Origin of the sequence: Shinella zoogloeoides (assembly GCF_033705735.1) — a bacterium.
GTDB classification, from domain to species: Bacteria; Pseudomonadota; Alphaproteobacteria; order Rhizobiales; family Rhizobiaceae; genus Shinella; species Shinella zoogloeoides_A.
In genome coordinates this window covers 375,001-394,601 of sequence record NZ_CP131130.1, presented here as the reverse complement: position 1 = coordinate 394,601, position 19,601 = coordinate 375,001, and the positions used below count along the sequence as shown (strand labels likewise).

Sequence of the window (19,601 nt, the reverse complement as noted above, 5' to 3'; positions counted from 1 at the left end):
ATATTTTATGCAAATTTAGTTCGACAATGGACAATCGACTGGCAAGCCGCCCCGGCAAGGAAATGGCAATGACGTCAATAAACCTTTCGCTCGATCGAATCCGGTCGATTACGATGCTGGCGCTCACTCGCAACGGATTTTCGGACAAGCAGGCGCGCGCCGTTGCGGATGTCGTCACCCGGGCGGAAGCGGACGGTTGCCAATCCCATGGACTGTACCGTGTGCCAGGCTATGTCGCGGCCGTGCGCTCGGGACGAGCCAACGGGGCCGCGGAACCTCGAGTGAACATGCGGGCTCCCGGCGTCATATATGTCGACGGCGACAGGGGTTTCGCGCCGGCCGCCTTCGAAGCCGCAAGGACCGCACTCATCTCCGCCGCGCGGCAAAACGGTATCGCGGCGCTGGCATGCGGAAACACGCATCACTTCTCCGCCCTGTGGGCGGATCTCGAACCGCTGATTGCAGCCGATCTGGTGGCATGGTGCTATGTCGTCGGGCAATGCGCCGTCGCGCCCCACGGCGGCGTGCGGCGACTGCTGGGCACGAACCCCGTGGCCTTCGGCTGCCGCGACCCGAAGGGGGTGCATTCATCTTCGATTTTGCGACAAGCGCCGCCGCGCGCGGTGAGGTCGAACTGCGGAACCAGGCGGGCGAACGGCTCCCCGAGGGATGGGCCATCGACAGCGAAGGGAACCCGACCGTGCATGCCGGAAGCGCCTTGGGCGGCGCGCTTTTGCCGTTCGGCGGTCACAAGGGTTCGGCCTTGTCGATGATGGTCGAGCTGATCGCCGGCCCGCTCATCGGTGAACGCACAAGCGGCCAGGTCGCCCGCCTTGACATTTCGGATGGGGGACCTCCGCCGGGCGGCGAGCTTTTTGTGGTCATCGATCCGGGCGTATTCGGCGTTGACGCCCGCGAGGCTGGGGAAGGCTTCTTTGCCGAAGCCTTGTCTCAGCCGGGCGTCCGGCTGCCGTCGCAGCGGCGATACGAAACAAGGAAGAGAAGCGAGGCCGAGGGGGTGGAAGTCTCTTCGGCGCTCCTGCAAAAGATCGAGATGCTCGGCCACGACGCCTGAACGGGGCGCTCGCCCGCTGGCTCCCCGAGTTTCGTTCGCACGCCCACGACTGCCCGCACCATCCCTGCCGGATTGGACAGGCCTCTTTCAGCATCATATAAATCAACAAATCGATTTCATGAGAGACGGGCGACAAGGCATGGCAACGGTCGGCAAAGGGTTGATGCACAAAACCATGGCCGAGGCCGCTGCGTCCGCCATCCGCGAACGCATCCTCGGCGGCGCCTATCCACCGGGAATGCGGTTGCGTCAGGACGCACTGGCGGAAGAGTTCGGCATGAGCCGGATTCCGATTCGAGAAGCCCTGCTGGTTCTCGAGCGGGAAGGCATCCTCACGATGATGCCCCACCGCGGAGCCGTCGTCGTCGAACTGTCGGTCGACGAGATCGAAGAGCTCTTCAACATGCGGCTGCTGCTGGAGCCGTTCCTGTTCCTCCGCTCCGCCCCGAAGCTCACGGCCGAAGACTTCCAGCATCTCGCCGAAAATCTGGAACGGTATACGGCTGCGATGGAAGCGGTCGATGTCGACAGCTGGAACGACCTGAACACCGACTTTCACATGACGCTGTACCGGCACGCGCGCAGCCCCCGTATCCTGGCGACGGTGCAAAATCTTCTTGCGGAATGCGACCGGCATACCCGCATCCAATTGACGAATATCACGCCGGATCGAAACCGGGCGGTCGAAGAGCACAAGTCGATCTTGAAGCTTTGCCGCGAAGGCGGGTTCGAACAAGGTGCGGCGCTCATGCGCGAGCACGTCGATCACATCCGCCTCGTGCTGCTCGACCTTCTGAAGGACCGAGACGCCGGCACCGAGACACGTGCGGCAGAATAATGGAGATCAGCGTTCTTCCGCTGGTGCCGTTTCGCCGGGCCGGCGGCGCCAGCACGAAAATACGAAACGCCACCGCCAATCCCCTGCTTCCAGTTGACAGCTCGCACGATTGCATCTCGCCGCCCAGCGCTCCTATGGGTCTATCCCGGTATCAAAACCCCATCGGCGCGGCGTCCAGCAGGCTCGGTTTGCCATGTGCCAGACGGTAAACAGCGAAACGGCGCTCTACGCGGCCTTGTGCGTCGAAGCGAAAGACGCCAGTGGCGCCTGCAAAGCCCGATATGGCATGAAGGGCGTCGGCCGTCAGCGCCTGATCTCCCTTTGAATGCACGATGCCTGCCGCAACGGCGACAGCATCGAATGCATAGGCGGCGTCAAGGGACAAGGGCCGGCCATAGGCCTCCTGGAAGGGCTTGGAGATGCGTTTCAGCGCGGTCTGATCCACCAAGGCCAGCGCGCGCCTTCCAGCGCCGGCTCGGCATAGCTACTGACCGGCCAGGTCGCCGTGCCGAGGAACGGAACGTCCGCCGGCAGCGCGCCGCCCTGGCGAAGGATGGGTGCAATTACCTTCGGCGCATCCTCGCCGATCAGCAGCACCGCCTGCACGCTGGCGAGCTTGGCGAGGCTCTTCTTGCCGGCTGGCGAACTCGGATCCGTGACGATGTCGAGAAGGTTGGCACCAGCCCTTCAGGCCGCTACGCAGGCGCTGCGCCTCCACATCGCTCAGGTGCCGCGAAGCGACCGCCATGATGTCTTTCCGCCCGGCACCCGCGGCATAGGCCGCCACCTCGATGAGGCCATCGACCTCATCGGAAATGATGGCGCCGCCACCTGCCACCGGCTCGCTGGCCAGAAGCACGACAGCGGATCCGCTTGCCGCCGCAGCAGCGGCTCCCGAAAGGGACGGCGGTCCGATGAAGAACTTCGAGCCGCCGGCAGCCGCCTTGCGGACCTCGCCTGCGAGATCCCCCGTGCCCGAACGCAGATCGTGCACGGAAAGCGCCAGCTTGCCGGCTGCAAGTTTCTTGGCTGCCAGTGCCGCGCCGTCCCGATAGTCGTCGGCGGTGCCCGGCATGCTGCGATCGATGAAGAGATCGACATGGGCGCTGCCCGATCCGACACGCGTGGAAACGTCGGCCGCCGCATGGCTTTCGTGCGCGGCGCTGTCCAATGCCTCAGGCGCCGAGCCCGACTGACAGGCGGCCAGCAATGCAAGCGCAAGCGAGCAGGCGCTGAAAACGCGGCAACCGCGAAGAAGAACGCGCATGGATCAGTTCATGTATTGAAGCATGCGCGAATGGAAACATTCGCACTTGTTGAGCCAATCCTCGTCGCGATAGCTCGCCTTGAGATAACCATAGGCCTTGCCGCAGGCGACCTTCGCCTCTGAAGCCCAGGTAAAGGCCGGCTGGCGCGAATTGATCCAGCGGGGATCGTCGGCGACCCCCACGGCCTCGTTCATCAGCCGCACCACCTCGTCGGAAAGCGTTGCATTGTTCTGCTGGCCAGCAAGGGTCGAGCCCGTCGCCAGCGCGCACTGCGCATACCCTTCACCGATATCCGCAGCCTGAGCCGTCACGCTTCCCGCCAGCAGAAGCGCCGCGGCAAGAGCCTTTCGCATCGAAAACATGAAATCCCCCGGAAGACTGAAAAGCCTCATTTTCGCTTATTCTAATTTTACACTTGTTTCAACGCCCGCCAGTCCGGAGAGGACTGTCGGGCGCAATCGTATCCTCAAGGATGCGGAATAGTCGTTTCCGTATGGTCCGTATTATAGAGAATCTTGACGCCTGCATCCGTGTTCAGAACCGCGACTGTGTGGAAGTCGCTGGCATTGCCGGTCGTGCTGACCTGTAATTCATCCGCGGCGGCCCCGTCCGCGCCATGGTCGATGACCTTCACATAGTTGCTGATGGGGTCCGCCTCCGTCACGGTGATGCCATGCAGCAATTCGCTCAGGTCGACCACATCATGCTCTCCACTCTGGCCGTTGTGATAGTCCATGATCATGTCCGACAGCGCCCCCGACAGTGCCTTCGACGCGTCAATTACGAACGTGTCGTTGCCTCCGCCGCCATACAGCGTGTTATGGCCCAGCCCGCCAATGAGAATGTCATTACCGTCCCCTCCGTAGAGGATGTCATCACCAAGCCCGCCGATCAGGGTATCGCTACCGGCGGCACCGTGCAGCGTGTCGTTATCCGATGTTCCGGCAACGGCTTCCACCGTCAAATGATCGCCGGACGCTCCGCCGATATGAACGTCGAATTTCTGCGTGGCGGTATCGCCATCGCCATCCGTGATCTTTATTTCGATGCCCTTGAAGTCGAGATCGGCCGGCGGAGTGACATGGTCGGCGCCAACCGCGATGTCATCCAGGCGGAAAGTACCCTTATTTGTCGCGTTGAGAACCCGTACGCCGAATATCGGATCGCCCGAATGGTAACTTCCATTGCCGGCAGCCGCCGACCAGTCGAGATGGCTGATCTGGAAACTGTCTCCCTGCTTTGCAGAAACCGTGACCTCATCGTATTTCGTCATCCCGGCGTCAAGGTAGACCCTGACGATGACGGAAGCCACCGCGTCGTCCTTGGGACCAGGGAATCCGTTGAGACTTGTTGTCGTGAATTGGAAATCATAAGCACGATGGCCAGCGGCGGCGTTCACTGCAGCGGGATTCGAGGGGTCGCTGAGATTGTCGACAAACTTGAACAGGATAGCTTCGTTCTTGTTGATGTTGCCGTTGTCGACACCCCACCCATTGTTGGAATTCACCTGATCCTTGGAGCCGTTCTTGGTGGCGGATGCGACGACATCGAAGTCCGCCAAGTCTATGACCTTGAAGTCGACCGGCTTTCCGCCGCCACCGTTATTCGTCGGGAAGGGGGTAAAGTCGACCTTGCCTTCCCGGTGCATCACCTCCAGTGAATCGGTGCCGTTGGCATTCAGCGTCAGCTTGGCGACGACGGTGCCGTTCTCCTTCAGGTCGAGCACAATCTTGTCCGGTCCCGAGGAGACCGTCTCCACCTTCAGATTGCCGGTTTGCAGCGTCGGCATCGTGATACTTTTGTATCCATCCGCCCCATAATGCCACTCCGCGAACTGGCCGGTATAGGTAACATTCGCCCCCGGGTTGGACGCCGACAGCTCCACGACCCCATTGCGGTTGCCGTCGTTGACAAGGGTGAAGGCCGGAACGTCGTCGACGACATTAACCTGCACCGTCCCCTGGACAAGATTGCCGAAAGCATCCTTGGCCGTATAGGCGAACTGATCGCCCGACACCGTATTGTCGCCCTGGACAGCGCCGCTGTCATAAGGTGACGTCAGCGTATATGTCCAGGAACCGTCTGTCTTCAGCTTGAAGACCCCGTGCGCTGTGGTCTTGGTAAAGGCCTCGTAGGCAATACCTTGGCTGCCGGATACGTGGAGTTGCCCCGTAACAGTTTCCAACGGGCTCGCAGGGTTCGAGCCCTTTACCGTTCCGACGGCAAGGTCAGCCGGATCTTTCACCAGATCAAGCGCGGCCTCATGGACGACCCCGACCTGATTGTCGGGAGTGAGGACGACGTTCGCGACATTGATCGTCAGCGTCGTCGTCGAGAGATCCCCATCCCCATCCATGATGGAATAGACGAACTTGTCCTGCGCATCCGGAGGGATGTGGCTGGCGGTAACCTTGTATTCATAAGAGCCGTTCGCCTGTAGCGTCAGCGTGCCATACAATCCCACAATCGCGGTGTTGATGCCGATCTGCACGGCAGTCGTGATATCGTTGCCGTTGAGAACGGCGCGGACACCGACGACACCCCCTTCCGATGCATACCCGTCCGCGCCGGCGGAATCGTTATGCAAGACGCCATCGTCCGCCGATACCGTGAGCGTCGCGCCCTTGACGACATTTCCATCGTCGGTGCGGGCGGTCGGGCCATCATCGAGGATGTCGATGACCAGCTTGCCGGATATATCGGCGCCGCCCGCATCCTTCACAGCCACGTCGAACGCGACCGAGCGATCGTCACCGGACGTATTGTCCTTTAATGTGTAGACGTAGTGGATTTCACCCTTACCCGTCGTCGTGTCGTAGACGTACCAGGCTTTCAGCGCGCCGGCGGCGTCGTCCTTGACGGTCGTCGGGTTGTCCTTGTCGGAAGACAGGGCCTTGCCTTCCAAGGTGACTTCGGCGGGAGCGCCCTGCGAGGTGAAGGCGACCGTTCCTTTTGCGGTGTCCACACCCGTACCGGCCTTCGAACCGGCTGCCTCCTCATGTCCGTCGATGATACGCACCGAGAGGCCCGCTTCATCAACCAAGGTGCCGGCGTCAGCCTTACCTGCGGCAGGGATGGCGATGGTCGGCCCGGAAGCATGCATCCCGACGGTGAAATCGGCGGAGACGGTGTCGCCATCGCCATCCGTTGCGGAGACGCCAAAGGTCAATTTGTCGAGGGGAACCGTCGTCTGCGTCTCGCCGCCGACGCCCGTCAGTTTGAAACTCGGGGCATGCGGGCTGGGGGCACTCCCCAAAGCAACCTCGACACTGAGGGACTGGAACACGACGCCCGCCGGCGGTGTGATCGCCACGCTCGAAGCATCTTTGCCAAAGGCGTTGGTATACCCGTCCGCAACCTGATTGCCATCTGCGTCATAGGCAGTCCAGTGCAGCAAAAGCGTGCCCTGCCCCTGCGCCTTGATGCCGAGATCGGCCGACACCATCGCGTGGTCGAACGAAATCTTGAAACTGTCGCCGGCATCCATGTTGCCGTCGCTCACGCCGACACCGTTGGAACCGCTCAGCGGTCCACTCACACCGGCAAGCGTGAAGCCGGCGAAGCTCTTCGGATCATATGTCGGTCCGAAACCGCCGCCGGTCGAGACCATCGGCAGACTTCCAACGCCACCCGGCAACTCGTTGTGCTGTACGAAGGTATAGCTGCCGTCATTGTTCAAGGTCAGCGTATAGAGAAGCTTGTCTGTTCCGTCGATTTTTGCAGTCACCGTCCTTCCATCATCTGACAAGGTTTCCGTAACCCCAGCCAGGTGATGGTTGTAGTCGGTGATTTTCAGACCGTCAGCCTCTCCCGCCGCGTTCGCATGCTGACCGTCCGAGCCAAATTTTATGTGGACGTCGCCACTCGCCGTCCACGTCCCGTGATCGTCCTGGACCGTGCTGTCGCGGCTCCCGCTGGAAGCGAACTCCGGCGAGTCGTCATTCACGGTCACGGAAAGCTTAGCGGAAGCGGTATCGCCGTCACCGTCGGTCACCGTGTAGCTGAACTCGATTTTGAGATTGTCTTCCCAGAGGTCGCAATATCGCTTCCGTTTTCACTCGTCAGCGGGTGATCGAGGGGGGCATGCATCTGGAGCGTATAAGTTCCATCGGCATTCACCTTGAGTGTAAACACATCAAAGGAAGTCCCGCCGTATTCTGCCGTACCTTTGAGCGTGCCTCCGCCGCTGCCGTTCTCGGTCCATCCGACCGTCACATCGCAAGCGTGCCCAACACCCTGACCATCGACAAAGATTGCCTTCAGGACTGCCGACGAATCGCCTTTGTCATTAACAACATTGACTGCCTCCGAAACGGAAACCTGCTTCACCCCATCCATGCCGCCATTCAAAGGCAGAACACCGGCGAGCTTGGGAACCAAGTCAGGAGAAGTGTCGCCCGGCCCGCCCTCGATGCCGTCGTGGAAGCTTTCATCGTCGAGCGTCCAGAGCCCCTTCGCGTCCCGGGCATCCGGTCCGTCGTCGCGGAAGCCTATTCGTCCGGAAATATCGACGGTCTTGCTGACCTTGTCGCCATCTCCATCCTCAGCAGTCACCACGACAGACACCGCGCCCGCGGCGAGATGGTCCACTTCGTTGTAGTCGGCCGCGCTACCGCCTGCCTGGGTGTTATGGATGGAAAGCCACTGCGCCACCGTGACCTCGCCGTTTCCGTCGATGTGCAGCGCGAATGCGGCCTTGCCTTCCGGATTTGCGGTATCGCCCTCGCCAAGGCGACCGACGATATAGGTGATGCCGTTATAGGTTTCGGCATAGAGAAAGATCCTGCCGCCTTCCGTTGTCGACAGGCCGGAATCCGTTCCCGCCTCCGTCGCAAGCGAATAGGACAGCGGCTTGCCTTGCCCGTCCGCTCCATGATTGACAGTGACGTCTACGATCGCTCCTTTGCTATGGGCGAACCCGAGCGGCAGACCGAGAGACTGCGGGTCCTTGCCCTTGGATGCGATTGGTGCAAACAGCGCCAGCGCTTGTAGATTGGGGATGGTCTTGCTGATATCGTTCGCGCCTTGGCCCTGAGGGCCGAAGCTTTCATCGTGAACGACCTGAACGGCATTTCCTTGGACGCCGAGCTTGGGCACGTCATCGACGATATCGATTTTCAGCGTCGCCGACGCGCCGAGGCCGCCCTTGTCGGTGACCGTGAGCGTGAAGATATCCTTGTCCTGCTCGATATTGAAACCATCGTTGGCCAGGTGGTCGGTAACCGGCGAGGTGAGCGTGTAGGTGTACGTCACGACGCCTGTCGCAGGATCGTATCCGGTAATGGACAGGCTGCCATGGGCGCCCACGATCGGATTGACGTTGCCCGCCGCCAGCTTGGCCATCGTCAGCGTCGTGGTGGTTCCGCCGACCGTGATGGAGAGCTTGGCAAGATCGTTCGAGCCATCGGGATCGGAGATGCGGAACGTACCCTTGACGGTATCCGTCCCCCACTCCCCACGTTCTTGTGTTCCATTGTCCAGAAACGCCTCGTTGACCTGCTGATCGAGAACGTCGATGCCGCCGGCGCCGCCTTCTCCCTGCGGGGGAATTCTATCCCCGGGCCGCGATTGGGCGCATCGAACGCGGCAAGAAGCTGCCGATCCTCGGGCGCGCCGAACTGCAGTGCCGTCGGAGGCAGGAGGTCGATTGCCGGGCCCGCGTCGCCGATGCCGGGAATGGCTTCGCTGAAGTTGCCGCCGGCGCTTTCGCTGCCGGCAGCCGCTGCCGTCAGCGTGCCGTCGGGGCCGGCCGCCACGTTGATGTTGCTTGCTTCGAGCGCGGCGACCAGGGCTTCCTGCGGAATCTCGACATCGTCGATAACGAAGGTCGGAACGTGCAGGGCGGCGTGCTCGATGACGATGCGGCTGCCGTCGGGCTGGACGAGGATGAGGTTGTCGCCGTCGATCTCGACCTTTTCGATGGACGTGCCTGCGGGGAGCTTGACGACGTTATCCACGGCGGCAACAATCTGCTCGCCCGACTGCGGGACGGCTGCTGCGCCCTGCTGCGTCTCCGCCTGCGCGATCTGCTGCGCCTCGTGCGCCAGCCCGACGGCTTCGGCGGGGAACGCCGCCGGGCGCTCGCCGGCGCCGTGCGAAGCGTCGGAAACAGACAGATTTTCGATAAAGCCCTCGGTAGTCATAGCCGAACCCCTTCTACAATTGCGCTAGTCAAGCCACGGAATTTTTGGCCGATCAATAGCGGGGCATCGGGTGCCATATATCGGGCTATATCGGCCTGGTTCCTTTTTTACGATTGGTTAACTTACGGACTGTCCCGGTCCACAGGCGGAAGGCTTTCCCGCCGTCGGATCGCGCTTCACATCCAAGGGTGGCGTTACTGGAGTCTCGCCGCGCCGTCCTGCGGCCATCCGCCCAGCGACGTGTAGCGGATCCAGTCCTCCCCCTGCTCCCTGGTCATTTCCAGGGTGCCGACAGCCGCCTTCAGCAGGTCGTCGAATTTCGCCCGGTCGGCGAGAATGACCGCGCCTGCCCGGATCGAGAGCGGATAACGGACGCCGGCGGGCAGGAAATCGGCCGGTGACGCTTTCGTGGATGCGGTCGGCGACGCCCTTGGCATTCGTCTCGTCCGCACCGGGAAGGAAGACGCCAAACTGGTTGCCGGAGATACGGCCCACGATATCGCCCTGCCGGACGGTCCCGCGAATGGCGGCGGCGATCCGGACGAGAGCTTCGTTGCCCCAGCTATAACCGAAGCGATCGTTGACGATCGGGAGGTCATCGACATGAATGAGCAGGACGGTTCCGCGGCTGGAGCCGTCCGGGGCTGCGCGGCGGTCCGCATAGGTATCGACGAGCGCCGAGAATGTGGGCTCGTTGAGACAGGCCGTCAGCCCGTCACGCTGCCCGAGATGCTGGACCTCCCTGCGCAAGGCGGCGATCCGTTTCGCCATGCGGCTGCAGGTGTAGAGAAGCGGAAGGGATACGGCGAGCGCCACCCCGCCGGCAAGCACGGCGCTGCCCGCTGCCGATACGGTCGAGGAAACGGCATTCGTGACGGCCGCGGCCGTCAGGCCCAGCCCGAGCGCGGCAGCACCGCCCCCGCCAGCCAGCCGCTCGTCGTCCCGCGAAGGAAAAAGGTGTCCCGCATGCCCATCGTCCTCATGTCTGCCGAGTTCCGGTATGACGAGGCTTATAAAGCAGGCGTGTAAAATCGCCGTTTCCGACATCTGTCAGATTCTACCAATAGGCGATATAAATCGGTCATACCTACCGGGAGCCTTTTCATGCGGGTAGTTCGGCCCATCGTTTCACGCAGCCGCATCGCGGCGTTTTCCATTCTCTCCGCCCTGCTCGCCGCCTCCCCGGCCCTTGCCGATCAGGCGGTCCGCCAGTTCGACGCCAGAACCGGCACATGGACCGTGAAGCGGATCGATACCCGCAAGCTTTCGGGACGGCTGAGCGCCTCCCCGATCCCCGCGCAGACCGTCGCCTATGCCGGTGAATTCAAGCGCGGCACGATCATCGTGGATACGGGAAAGCGGCGGCTGCTCTATATCAATGGAGACGGCACTGCCCGCCAATATGCGATCGGCGTCGGCCGCGAGGGCTTCGCGTGGAAGGGCAAGCAGAAGATCAGCCGCAAGGCGGAATGGCCGAGCTGGACGCCCCCGGCGGAAATGGTGAGCCGCGAAGCCCGGAAGGGAAGGATTCTGCCGGCAACGATGGAAGGCGGACCTGAAAACCCGCTCGGCGCACGCGCGCTCTATCTCGGCGATACGCTCTATCGCATCCACGGAACCAATGAGCCCTGGACCCTGGGCAAGGCCGTCTCTTCCGGCTGCATCCGCATGGCCAATGACGATGTCGTCGAGCTTTTCGACAGGGTCAGCGTCGGAAGCCTCGTCGTCGTCCGGTAAGCCCAAGGGAAAATGTGGCGGAATCGCCACATGGTTGCATATAATATTGCTTGTTAAGGATGTTTGCGAATCGTCCGATTGCTGCACGCCTCGCGACGTGCCTAAGAATGAGTGAAGGAAGTGAACCTGCGCTGCCGATTGGGCGTCGGCGCGGTTCATATGGGGTCGGGGGCAATAATGCACAGGTCGTTTCTAGGCGCCATTTCGGCTGCTCTGTTGGTAGGGGCGGCCTTTGTGCCGGTCAATGCGCATGCGCTGACCCTGAAGGAAGCGATGGCGGTTACGCTGGAATCCAACCCTGAGATCGGTCAGGCGCTGGAAAACCGGGAAGCCATCGAGTTCGAGCTTCGCCAGGCGCGCGGCCTCTACCTGCCGAGTGTCGATCTGGAAGCGGGCGCCGGCATCGAGAGGCTCGACAATAATTCCCGACGCCTCACCAGCATCGAGGATGATCCGCTCTACCCCGCCGATGTCGGCCTCTCCGTCACGCAGAAGCTCTTTGACGGCGGCGGTCGCCGGGCGGAGCTGGAGCGTCAGGCCGCCCGCGTGGATAGCGCCTTGGCCTGCCCCCTGAAAAGTGATCCTTCATGACGTATGGCTTATAAGCCTCAGAAGGACATTGAAATGGCAGCGAAAAGACACAAGGCAGATGAGATCGTCACGAAGCTTCGTCAGGTTGACGTGCTGAATGCACAGGGAAAGTCGATGGCGGAAGCGATCCGGTCGATAGGCGTAACGGAAGTTACATATTACCGGTGGCGGTCTGAATACGGCGGCCTGAAGGGCGACCAGGTGAAACGCCTGAAGGAACTGGAGGCAGAGAACGCACGGCTGCGGCGTGCGGTTTCCGATCTCACCCTGGACAAGATGATCCTTGCCGAGGCCGCCAAGGGAAACTTCTGAGCCCCGCCCGTCGCCGCGCTTGCGTGGATCATGTCACCGAGGAACTGGGTGTGTCCGAGAGACGGGCGTGCCAAGTCTTGGGTCAGCATCGTTCCACGCAGCGCAAGATCGCCAAGACCCCAGATGATGAAGCGGCGTTGACCGCCGACATCACGGCGCTCGCTCTCCAGTATGGCCGCTACGGCTATCGTCGCATCACGGCGATGCTGCACCAGGCTGGCTGGATCGTGAACGTCAAGCGGGTCGAGCGCATCTGGCGACGGGAGGGGCTAAAGTGCCTCACAAGCAGCCCAAGCGCGGGCGGCTATGGCTGAACGACAGTTCGTGCGTCCGGCTGCGACCGGAATATCCTAACCATGTCTGGTCTTACGACTTCGTTGAGGATCGCACGCACAACGGCAGGAAAATCCGCATGCTCAACGTGATCGACGAGTTCACGAGAGAATGTATCGCCATCAGGGTCGAGAGAAAGCTGAAAGCCGTCGATGTCATTGACGTGCTTTCCGACCTCTTCATCCTGCGGGGTATCCCGACGCACATACGTTCCGACAACGGCCCGGAGTTCATCGCCAAGGCGCTACGGGAGTGGATCGCGGCGGTGGGCACCAAGACCGCCTACATCATGCCTGGCAGCCCGTGGGAAAATGGATACTGCGAGAGCTTCAACTCGAAACTCCGTGACGAACTGCTCAACGGCGAAATCTTCTACACGCTCAAGGAGGCGAAGATCATCATCGAAAACTGGAGACAGCATTACAACACCGTGCGACCCCACTCATCGCTAGGCTACAAGCCGCCGGCACCTGAAGCCGCCGTCTGGCCTCGCCAAAGCGGTCCAGCGTCAACGCCAGCGGTGGCCAGAAGACCGAGCATGCACTAACTTTCCAAACGGATCACCCAATGGGGGCAGGCCACCCCGACTGCTCCGAATTCGCGTTCGAGTTCGCGTTCGAGTTCGTCACCTTTCTCGGTCCCGCGCCAATCGTCCCCCTTGAAGAGCACGTTGAAGCGCAGATCCCGCCAGATTTCGAGCTTGTCGTTCGTCGTAGCCGGGTAGGCGGCATCGACAAAGCTGATATTCTGGACGATCTCCAATCGCTCCTCGAGCGGAATAACAGGTACGACGCCCTTATGTTTCGCCAGGATCTCGTCCGACACCACCCCGGCGATCAGGTAGTCACACTGCTCTCTGGCGCGGCGCAACAGGTTCAGATGGCCGATATGGAAAAGATCGTAGGCTCCGGGCGCATAACCGATGCGTATCATGGCGGTGCATCCTCGTCACAACATTGAAGATCAATGCATTGGTTTTACCGCTGCCCGTTTCCTTGAGCGCTCCGTATCCTGCTCTGAAATCAACAATTCCCGGGAACTCAGAGGCAGCCAAAACAATCGAGGCCCGCGCCGGGGCGCGAGCCTCAATCCTCCCTTCGAAGGGCACCGGCCCTTGGGCGGGCGGATGCCGGTTCGATCAGGCTTTCTTGATCAGCCCGAGCTGCAGCATCGCCGTCAGGCCGTCGTCCAGGCCGTTCTCTTCGACGATCAGGCCATCGACCACCTTCAGCACGGTCTTGCCGGTGAAATGCATCTTGCGGCCGGTTGCGGCGGGAAGCCCCTCATAGCCCGGAAGAACATCGTTCCAGGCAGCGCCGGTCTGCGTGCCGCCGCCTTCCCACTGGCCGACCACATAGTCGCCCTCGGCGATCAGGTCGGCGGTGCCCCAGAAGTTGAGGTCGGGGAACGCGGCGCGGAAGTCGGTCATGAACGCCTTGATGTCGGCACGGCCGCGGCGCGGCTCATGCAGCGAATAGTGGAGGAGCATGTCGGGATGCGCGATCTCGTCGATGACGGCAAGGTTGACGTCCTTGCCCCAGAATTCGGTGAACCAGCGCACAACGACGGCCTTGTTGTCTTCTTCCTTGCTCATGGAAAAGTCCTCTCTTCAAATCGGGGCCATCGAAACCGCTCGATGACCTGGCGAGAGGGATATTGGAGCTTGCCGAGCGCCAAACTCCGTTTCATGCCTTTGAATCGGAAACGATTTTCTGCCTTTGTTTTCAGTTTTTCGAATTCGAAGGCAAGAAACGGAGTGCCGGCGAAAGGCCGGATCGCAACGTGGAGTCATGCTTTCAAAGACCCCATACGGCTACAAGGTAGCCTTCCGCATCGGCGTGATGATCGAGATGCTCCCCGAAGAGGAGACGCTCGATACATGGACCGAAATGCTGACGGTTCAAGTGATGCGCAACGTCAACGGTTATACGCTCGACAGCTTCTATGCCGGCATGAAAGAGGGGTGGATGGAGATGTGTTCTCGCGGCTCGGTGCAAATCACCGAGCGAGGGCATGAGGGTCTACAGCCGACGCTGATCTGGTCGCAGATCTGCGCGCTCAACAGGGAAACGGGCCAGCCGGAAAATACCTGGTTCAAGCTTTCCATACCCAACGGCGTTCTGGTCCTGGTGCAGAAGGCCTTCAGATTCACGCCCACCGATGACGATATCGCCACCTGGCTGGACTTTCTCCGCGATGTCCGTGTCGACCATCGGCTACAGGCGCTGCACTGACGTTCGCCTGCTTCCTGCCGGTGGTTGTGTCCGGACCTCACGGCACAGCACCTACCAGCCCGGATAGAGTGCATAGAGGCGCGTCCAGTCCTCAAAAGCGCCAGCGGCGATTAGGCAGGCGATGGCGTCGGCAGCATGCCATGTGCATGGAACCCGCCGCAGCCAGACATTGTCTTTCCCCGCCCTGTAGAGCCAGACGATGGACGCGGCCATTATCTGCCGCTCGTCCGGCATGTGACGATAATCGGCGCGCCACTGCTCCATTCCGACAGGAATCACCTCGTCGCGGTGGAAGTCATAGCCGGTCGGCCTGATCGAATGATGATAGGGTGCATGCCCGTCGTCACGGAAAAGCGCGCCCAGATCGTATCGTGCGATCACATTCCGCAAATGGAAATCGAAGGGCCTCTTCACGTCGGGGATCGACCGAAAAAGATCGACGTCGAGGATCCCCGAAAGTCGAGCAATATCGGCTTCATCCAGTTCGAGCCGCGCCGCCACCAGCCGCGTCAGGCGATAGCCGGGAAAGCGTTCGCGTGCGGCTTCGACGGATGCGAGCGACAACTGGATGACCTCCAGTGGCTCGGGAAGATCGCCCCCCGGCCCCGTCGGCTGCGAGTTCGCAGCCTGCTCCTCACGCAGCGTACCCTTCAAAAACATGTCCATATCCGACATCTAGCGTTCTACCCCATGCTGTTCACGCGCCAAAAGCGCCCGCTTGCGGCGCACACCCCAGCGATAGCCGGAGATCGAGCCATCCTTCTTGATGACGCGATGGCACGGCACGATCACTGCGATCGGATTGTTGGCGATCGCCGCGGTCACTTCTCGTGGATCGCGTGACCCCAGTTTGGCGGCCAAAGCCCCATAGCTGGTCGTCTGCCCTGCCGGAATTTCCCGCAGCATCATCCAGACCTGCACCTCATAAGATGTGCCGCGGAGATCAAGCGGCAGGCCGCAGTCGGAGGCCGGATCGTCGATGACGCCGGCCACAACCTCCATCACGGCAGCCAGCCCGTCCTCGCTGCGCCCAAGTTCAGCTTCCGGAAAACGGATGCGCAATGCGTCTTCCATCGCCGCGTGCACTGAACTGAATTCGAGGGCGACAAGACCCTTCTCGGACATAGCGACGATAAAGTCGCCAAGGGAGCTGATCCCCCATGCAAAGCGAATAATCTCACGCATCGTTTCTACCTTCCATGCTCATTGCGGGATGAACATAGAAGCGGCCGCGGCGCGCCGATCTCCGAACCTTGCTTTCAAATCGAATATCGGTCGTCGGATCTCCTTGCAGGCCCGCTGCTATTTTCGATTTGAAGGCAATATTCGGAGCGCGGCCTCCCGAATAGTCACCGTATCGTCGGCGTTCAAATCCAGATGGAGTTGCGCATGGACGCCCCTGATATCTACAACCCACAAGAGCTCGGCCGCCGTCAGCAGATGGCCGATGTTCGGCGCCAGCGCGAAGTCGCACGCCGAGCAGTGCTTCGGCAGCTCCTCGACAGGCAGAGGCAGGCGCTCGAATTGAAGACCTGGATAAGCGCTTGTCTCCGGCAGGATAGCGACACGACCTCCCCGGAATTCCAGAGAATGATCGAATGGGCATCCGGCCAACTTGAGGAGCTGGAACGCGCGCTCAGGTCGGAGCGGATAACAGAGGCGCTGCAGGCGCAAGGTCTGTTCCCGAAAACAGACCCTCTCTACGACCAGAAGGGGGAGCCGTCCCAACATCGCATCTGGGGTCATTCCTTCGCACTCAGACACATCAACGCGGTTTGACAATCGGATCGGGAAAACGCGAGGGAGGAAAATCCATGATGACGTTGTTGCGTGGTTTGCATGCTATTGCCGCTCGGCGTGGTGACGGCCTGCGCCCCGAATTGCTTGAAGCGGCTTTATCGGCGCCTGAAAGCGTGGATATCGAACAAGCCCCACGTCCCAGCGGCCACGATACGAAGCCGTGCATCATGATAGCTGTTCTGATCCCCAAAAAACTGGACCGCTCTTAACTGGAGTTTTCTGCGGTAATTTCCCGGCTGGGAACAAGAGCGGAAGCATGAAGGCATCGAAGTTTTCGGACGCCCCCAGAAGGCGTTTATTTTGAAGCAGGGCGACGATGGCGTGCCCGTGGCAGAGATCTGCCGGAAGGCGGGTATCAGCCAGGCGGCCTATTTCAATTGGCGCAAGAAGTATGCGGGCCTGTTGCCCGATGAGAGCGCCGTCTGAAAGCTCTGGAGGACAAGAATTCCGGGCTCAAGAAGATTGTCGCAAATCTGACGCTGGACCGCGAGATGCTGCAGGATGTTATCCGCCGCAAGCTCTGAGGCCTGTCCGCCAGCGAAAGCTGATCGACGGGATGCTGGTGGATTGGGGCATATCGATCCGACGGGCTTGCAAGGTGGCGCAACCAGTCCGTCATCGTGGTCGGAGCCGGAAAACTCCAGCTCCCGGCGGTCCAAGCTTTGGACTCAGAGCAGTATCGCCGGCAAGTCCGAGCACGATGCGGTGCAGGGACATTTCAACATCGTGAGAGAGCTCGTCTAGAAGGTAGTTGTCGCGCCCTCCCCCGACGGGAAGTCCGCGGACCTGACGATCCACGGCCGGCTGGCGACGATCCTCGCGTCGATGAAGGCGTTCCACGAGCACAAGGCGATGCGTGCGGATTTCGCGGAGGACTATACGCGCCGTGTAAAGGATGGTGAACTGAAGAGACAGAGGGAGAAGCTGACTTTGTAGCCCGCTTCCGCGCGGTCCTCGCGGAGGAGGCGGCGGACTGGAAGCGGCTACTTCCGTTGAGCAGGAACGCCAAAAGCCCCGAGACATTTCTGTCATCGGGGCTTTTGATTTGGTTGCGGGGGCAGGATTTGAACCTGCGGCCTTCAGGTTATGAGCCTGACGAGCTACCGGGCTGCTCCACCCCGCGTTATGTTTTTGCATGCAAAAGGGCCGCTTTGAGGGCGGCCCGATTTCGGCTTGGGCCGAGGATTGTTTTGAGAAGATTTGATTGCCTTTAGCAGACCTGGCAGCGACCTACTCTCCCGCGTCTTAAGACGAAGTACCATTGGCGCTGGGGCGTTTCACGGCCGTGTTCGGAATGGGAACGGGTGCAGCCACCCCGCCATAACCACCAGGTCGGCTAAGGGCAATCTTTTGAGAAGCTGGTAGAAGGCTTAGCCTTCGTTTGTCTTATTTTTGTGAACACGTCTGGCTTCATCGCCCTTTTTAAAGGGCCGATGAGCATGAACAATGAGAACGATCAAGCCAATCGAGCTATTAGTACCGGTAAGCTTCACACATTGCTGCGCTTCCACACCCGGCCTATCAACGTGGTCGTCTTCCACGGCTCTCAAGGGAATACTCGTTTTCAGGTTGGTTTCCCGCTTAGATGCCTTCAGCGGTTATCCATTCCATATATAGCTACCCTGCTATGCCCTTGGCAGGACAACAGGTCCACCAGAGATATGTCCATCCCGGTCCTCTCGTACTAGGGACAGATCCTGTCAATATTCCTACACCCACGGCAGATAGGGACCGAACTGTCTCACGACGTTCTGAACCCAGCTCACGTACCGCTTTAATTGGCGAACAGCCAAACCCTTGGGACCTGCTCCAGCCCCAGGATGCGATGAGCCGACATCGAGGTGCCAAACAACCCCGTCGATATGGACTCTTGGGGGTCATCAGCCTGTTATCCCCGGCGTACCTTTTATCCGTTGAGCGATGGCCCTTCCACGCGGGACCACCGGATCACTATGACCGACTTTCGTCTCTGCTCGACTTGTCAGTCTCGCAGTCAGGCGGGCTTATGCCATTGCACTCGACGACCGATTTCCGACCGGTCTGAGCCCACCATCGCGCGCCTCCGTTACTCTTTCGGAGGCGACCGCCCCAGTCAAACTACCCACCATACACGGTCCCGGATCCGGATAACGGACCGCGGTTAGACATCCATGACGATAAGGGTGGTATTTCAAGGATGGCTCCACAGAAACTGGCGTCCCTGCTTCAAAGCCTACCACCTATCCTACACATGCCGACACGAATGCCAGTGTAAAGCTATAGTAAAGGTGCACGGGGTCTTTCCGTCTAACCGCAGGAACCCCGCATCTTCACGGGGAATTCAATTTCACTGAGTCTCTGCTGGAGACAGCGGGGAAGTCGTTACGCCATTCGTGCAGGTCGGAACTTACCCGACAAGGAATTTCGCTACCTTAGGACCGTTATAGTTACGGCCGCCGTTTACTGGGGCTTCGATTCAAAGCTTGCACCTCTCCTCTTAACCTTCCAGCACCGGGCAGGCGTCAGACCCTATACGTCGTCTTGCGACTTCGCAGAGCCCTGTGTTTTTGATAAACAGTCGCTACCCCCTGGTCTGTGCCACCCTTCTACGGTTGCCCGCAAAAGGGTCACGCTTCTTCCGAAGTTACGCGTGCAATTTGCCGAGTTCCTTCAGCAGAGTTCTCTCAAGCGCCTTGGTATTCTCTACCTGACCACCTGTGTCGGTTTCGGGTACGGTCTATACGGTGGAGCTATTTCCTGGAACCGCTTCCCTGCACACCCAATCCAATAAGAATGTACAAGTTACGCAATCCGTCACTACCACCAGGCCCACGAATATTAACGTGGTTCCCATCGACTACGCGTGTCCGCCTCGTCTTAGGGGCCGGCTAACCCTGCTCAGATTAACTTTAAGCAGGAACCCTTGGTCTTTCGGCGAGGGAGTCTCTCACTCCCTTTATCGTTACTCATGTCAACATTCGCACTTCCGATACCTCCAGAGGCCCTCACGGGTCCTCCTTCGCAGGCTTACGGAACGCTCCGCTACCACTGGACTTGCGTCCAATCCTCAGCTTCGGTGCATGGCTTTAGCCCCGTTACATTTTCGGCGCAAAACCCCTTAATTAGACCAGTGAGCTGTTACGCTTTCTTTAAATGATGGCTGCTTCTAAGCCAACATCCTGGTTGTTTTGGGAGTCTCACATCCTTTCCCACTTAGCCATGACTTGGGGACCTTAGCTGGAGGTCAGGGTTGTTGCCCTTTTCACGACGGACGTTAGCACCCGCCGTGTG

16 protein-coding genes, 1 tRNA gene, 2 rRNA genes and 5 pseudogenes (1 of these 24 running past the window's edge) are annotated in these 19,601 nt (G+C 60.3%); 9 read left to right on the top strand and 15 right to left on the bottom strand.

The window, feature by feature from the left end:
* Positions 1-26 precede the first annotated feature (26 nt).
* Together ShzoTeo12_RS28190 and ShzoTeo12_RS01955 are read left to right on the top strand one after the other, a co-directional pair.
* Positions 27-1,075: pseudogene (locus ShzoTeo12_RS28190) on the top strand (Ldh family oxidoreductase).
* Positions 1,076-1,214: 139 nt separating this feature from the next.
* Positions 1,215-1,913 (top strand): GntR family transcriptional regulator, encoded by a 699-nt coding sequence (locus tag ShzoTeo12_RS01955; protein WP_318911079.1) that lies wholly within the window; start codon positions 1,215-1,217, stop codon positions 1,911-1,913.
* A gap of 151 nt (positions 1,914-2,064) precedes the next feature.
* Here the strand turns inward: ShzoTeo12_RS01955 and ShzoTeo12_RS01950 are convergent, their stop codons facing one another.
* The 8 genes and pseudogenes from ShzoTeo12_RS01950 to ShzoTeo12_RS28185 all read right to left on the bottom strand — a co-directional run.
* Positions 2,065-2,361 (bottom strand): hypothetical protein, encoded by a 297-nt coding sequence (locus ShzoTeo12_RS01950; RefSeq protein ID WP_318911077.1) that lies wholly within the window; start codon positions 2,359-2,361, stop codon positions 2,065-2,067.
* A gap of 36 nt (positions 2,362-2,397) precedes the next feature.
* Positions 2,398-3,180, bottom strand: a complete 783-nt coding sequence (locus ShzoTeo12_RS01945) for a hypothetical protein (protein WP_318911075.1) — start codon at positions 3,178-3,180, stop codon at positions 2,398-2,400.
* A 3-nt stretch (positions 3,181-3,183) separates the two neighbouring features.
* A complete protein-coding gene (locus ShzoTeo12_RS01940; RefSeq protein ID WP_413251134.1) occupies positions 3,184-3,534 on the bottom strand; it encodes a hypothetical protein in 351 nt (116 codons plus the stop codon).
* Positions 3,535-3,647: 113 nt separating this feature from the next.
* The gene (locus ShzoTeo12_RS01935) at positions 3,648-7,175 is read right to left on the bottom strand and encodes a type I secretion C-terminal target domain-containing protein (protein WP_318911072.1); all 3,528 of its coding nucleotides are present in this window, start codon (positions 7,173-7,175) and stop codon (positions 3,648-3,650) included.
* A complete protein-coding gene (locus ShzoTeo12_RS01930; RefSeq protein ID WP_318911071.1) occupies positions 7,172-8,524 on the bottom strand; it encodes a DUF5801 repeats-in-toxin domain-containing protein in 1,353 nt (450 codons plus the stop codon). Before ShzoTeo12_RS01930 ends, ShzoTeo12_RS01935 begins: the two co-directional genes overlap by 4 nt.
* A 2-nt stretch (positions 8,525-8,526) precedes the next feature.
* Positions 8,527-9,324 carry a hypothetical protein gene (locus ShzoTeo12_RS01925; protein WP_318911069.1) on the bottom strand — a complete coding sequence of 266 codons (798 nt, stop codon included), beginning with the start codon at positions 9,322-9,324 and terminating at the stop codon, positions 8,527-8,529.
* 194 nt (positions 9,325-9,518) lie between these two features.
* The gene (locus ShzoTeo12_RS01920; protein WP_318911068.1) at positions 9,519-9,761 is read right to left on the bottom strand and encodes a hypothetical protein; all 243 of its coding nucleotides are present in this window, start codon (positions 9,759-9,761) and stop codon (positions 9,519-9,521) included.
* Positions 9,762-9,780: 19 nt separating this feature from the next.
* Positions 9,781-10,095: pseudogene (locus tag ShzoTeo12_RS28185) on the bottom strand (GGDEF domain-containing protein); the annotation flags it as partial.
* 333 nt (positions 10,096-10,428) lie between these two features.
* On the opposite strand from ShzoTeo12_RS28185, the gene ShzoTeo12_RS01910 reads away from it, so the two are divergent.
* The 3 genes and pseudogenes from ShzoTeo12_RS01910 to ShzoTeo12_RS01900 all read left to right on the top strand — a co-directional run bounded on the left by ShzoTeo12_RS01910 (position 10,429) and on the right by ShzoTeo12_RS01900 (position 12,844).
* Complete coding sequence (locus ShzoTeo12_RS01910) at positions 10,429-11,061, top strand: L,D-transpeptidase (RefSeq protein WP_318911065.1); 633 nt, start codon at positions 10,429-10,431, stop codon at positions 11,059-11,061.
* Positions 11,062-11,238: 177 nt separating this feature from the next.
* Positions 11,239-11,619, top strand: a pseudogene (locus tag ShzoTeo12_RS01905) (TolC family protein); the annotation flags it as partial.
* Between the two features lie 66 nt (positions 11,620-11,685).
* Positions 11,686-12,844: pseudogene (locus ShzoTeo12_RS01900) on the top strand (IS3 family transposase).
* Here ShzoTeo12_RS01900 and ShzoTeo12_RS01895 read toward each other — a convergent pair.
* Positions 12,841-13,230, bottom strand: coding sequence for an adenylyltransferase/cytidyltransferase family protein (locus ShzoTeo12_RS01895; protein ID WP_318911063.1), 390 nt, complete (start codon positions 13,228-13,230; stop codon positions 12,841-12,843). The pseudogene ShzoTeo12_RS01900 and the gene ShzoTeo12_RS01895 sit on opposite strands and share 4 nt — an antisense overlap.
* A 205-nt stretch (positions 13,231-13,435) precedes the next feature.
* A complete protein-coding gene (locus ShzoTeo12_RS01890) occupies positions 13,436-13,891 on the bottom strand; it encodes an ester cyclase (protein WP_318911062.1) in 456 nt (151 codons plus the stop codon).
* 196 nt (positions 13,892-14,087) lie between these two features.
* On the opposite strand from ShzoTeo12_RS01890, the gene ShzoTeo12_RS01885 reads away from it, so the two are divergent.
* Positions 14,088-14,531: a hypothetical protein gene (locus ShzoTeo12_RS01885; protein ID WP_318911060.1), complete on the top strand. Its 444-nt coding sequence runs from the start codon at positions 14,088-14,090 to the stop codon at positions 14,529-14,531.
* Positions 14,532-14,582: 51 nt separating this feature from the next.
* Here the strand turns inward: ShzoTeo12_RS01885 and ShzoTeo12_RS01880 are convergent, their stop codons facing one another.
* Together ShzoTeo12_RS01880 and ShzoTeo12_RS01875 are read right to left on the bottom strand one after the other, a co-directional pair.
* Positions 14,583-15,206: a hypothetical protein gene (locus ShzoTeo12_RS01880; RefSeq protein WP_318911059.1), complete on the bottom strand. Its 624-nt coding sequence runs from the start codon at positions 15,204-15,206 to the stop codon at positions 14,583-14,585.
* Positions 15,207-15,716, bottom strand: a complete 510-nt coding sequence (locus ShzoTeo12_RS01875; RefSeq protein ID WP_318911058.1) for a methylated-DNA--[protein]-cysteine S-methyltransferase — start codon at positions 15,714-15,716, stop codon at positions 15,207-15,209.
* A gap of 204 nt (positions 15,717-15,920) precedes the next feature.
* On the opposite strand from ShzoTeo12_RS01875, the gene ShzoTeo12_RS01870 reads away from it, so the two are divergent.
* From ShzoTeo12_RS01870 to ShzoTeo12_RS01860, 3 genes and pseudogenes are all read left to right on the top strand, one after another.
* Complete coding sequence (locus ShzoTeo12_RS01870; RefSeq protein ID WP_318911057.1) at positions 15,921-16,310, top strand: hypothetical protein; 390 nt, start codon at positions 15,921-15,923, stop codon at positions 16,308-16,310.
* 35 nt (positions 16,311-16,345) lie between these two features.
* Entirely contained in the window at positions 16,346-16,540 is a 195-nt protein-coding gene (locus ShzoTeo12_RS01865; RefSeq protein ID WP_318911055.1) for a hypothetical protein, read from the top strand.
* 47 nt (positions 16,541-16,587) lie between these two features.
* Positions 16,588-16,926: pseudogene (locus tag ShzoTeo12_RS01860) on the top strand (transposase); the annotation flags it as partial.
* A gap of 451 nt (positions 16,927-17,377) precedes the next feature.
* Here ShzoTeo12_RS01860 and ShzoTeo12_RS01855 read toward each other — a convergent pair.
* From ShzoTeo12_RS01855 to ShzoTeo12_RS01845, 3 genes are all read right to left on the bottom strand, one after another.
* Positions 17,378-17,454 (bottom strand) — tRNA-Met (locus ShzoTeo12_RS01855).
* Positions 17,455-17,548: 94 nt separating this feature from the next.
* A 5S ribosomal RNA gene (gene rrf / locus ShzoTeo12_RS01850) occupies positions 17,549-17,663 on the bottom strand.
* A gap of 120 nt (positions 17,664-17,783) precedes the next feature.
* Positions 17,784-19,601: ribosomal RNA gene (locus ShzoTeo12_RS01845) — 23S ribosomal RNA — on the bottom strand; it runs 979 nt beyond the window's last position.